The 1,666-nt window shown below is 31.3% G+C and carries 1 protein-coding gene; it reads left to right on the top strand.

Annotated features, from left to right (window positions below; all coding sequences use genetic code 11):
• Positions 1 to 1,342 (top strand): branched-chain amino acid transport system II carrier protein (gene brnQ / locus H540_RS0122180; protein WP_034671725.1); only part of this gene is annotated, 1,342 nt, incomplete at its 5' end.
• Positions 1,343 to 1,666 lie beyond the last annotated feature (324 nt).

The following is a 1,666-nucleotide window of genomic DNA, read 5'->3' as shown; positions in this document are numbered from 1 at the left end:
AGTTCCTTTTTCTTTTATAATAATTCTAGGTTTAATGCTATTTGCATTGTTTTTCGGAGCAGGAAATTTAATTTTTCCACCTATGCTTGGTCAATTAGCCGGAACGAATGTATGGATAGCCAATGCAGGTTTTTTAGTTACTGGAGTTGGATTACCATTACTAGGTATCACAGCATTTATTTTTTCAGGTAAAGATGATTTACGATCTTTAGCTAGTCGTGTACATCCGGTATTTGGTATTGTATTTACGACTGTGCTTTATTTAGCAATTGGTCCTTTTTTTGCCATACCTAGATCTGGAAATGTATCGTTTGAAATTGGGCTTAAACCTTTCTTATCAGATCATGCAGGCTCTATCCCTTTAGTTATATTTACAATTATATTTTTTGTGATTGCATGTCTTTTTTCACTTAATCCTACGAAAATTATCAATGTAATTGGGAAAATCTTAACACCTATTAAATTAACATTTATCGGAATACTTGTAGTAATAGCTGTTATTCACCCAATTGGAAACTTTCAAGCACCTTCTAAAGATTACACAGTAAATGTATTTTTTAAAGGTTTTCAAGAAGGTTATTTAACACTGGACGCTCTTGTAGCTTTTGCTTTTGGAATCATTATTGTGAATGCAATTAAAGAGAAAGGAGTCACTACTAAAAAGCAAACTATGACTATTTGTACAAAAGCAACGGTTATTGCTGCCACACTCTTAGCTCTTATCTATACTGCCCTTTCCTATATGGGTGCTTCTAGTGTTGAAAAATTAGGTCGTTTAGATAATGGAGCTGAAGTTTTAGCAAAAGTTTCAGACTATTATTTTGGTTCTTATGGTGCAATTTTATTAGGTTTAATGATTACAGTAGCATGCTTGACCACAAGTGTAGGACTTATCACTGCTTGTTCTTCTTTTTTCCATGAATTATTTCCGAATATCTCTTACAAAAAATTTGCTATTATTTTGTCTGTTTTTAGTACACTAGTTGCAAATATAGGATTAACACAACTAATTACGATTTCAATCCCTATATTAATGACTATGTATCCAATTGCTATTTCCTTAATTTTCTTAACATTCTTACACTCTTCATTTAATGGTAGGTCCGAAGTATATCAAGGCAGTTTGATATTAACATTTATTATTAGTTTATTTGATGGTTTAAACGCTGCTGGAATACACATTGAAGTAATTCATAATTTTTTTACTCAGTTCCTTCCTATGTATAATGTAGGTTTAGGTTGGATACTTCCAGCTATTATAGGTGGTTTATGTGGTTACATTTTTAGTGTATTACAGAAGAAAGATACCCTTAGTTCTCGTAAAATTCGATTAAATAAATAACTTATTATCTATGGGGTCCCACCCTACACATCCATCACTCTACCCAAGTATGTAATAAATCTTTATAAAACTTTTCATACAATAAAAAAGAAAATCATTCGGGTATCTCTTTTATTTTTCAAATGAAAATTTTAAATCAATATAGTAGAATGTATATTGGGATGGGAGTCTCATAAATACATATTGGTGGTTCAAGTTAAAGTAAAGCGCTCAATATGAGTGCTTTTACTTTTGTTGAGAACATGGTTAGAAAGGAACACACAGCATGAATGTCATTGATTTAAATGCAGAAAGACAGCGAAGACAAAAAGAAAAACAAATGAT

Origin of the sequence: Ectobacillus panaciterrae DSM 19096 (genome assembly GCF_000430785.1) — a bacterium.
GTDB classification, from domain to species: Bacteria; Bacillota; Bacilli; order Bacillales; family Bacillaceae_G; genus Ectobacillus; species Ectobacillus panaciterrae.
The sequence above is the reverse complement of the archived record's forward strand: the minus strand, read 5'-3'. Positions and strand labels throughout refer to the sequence as shown.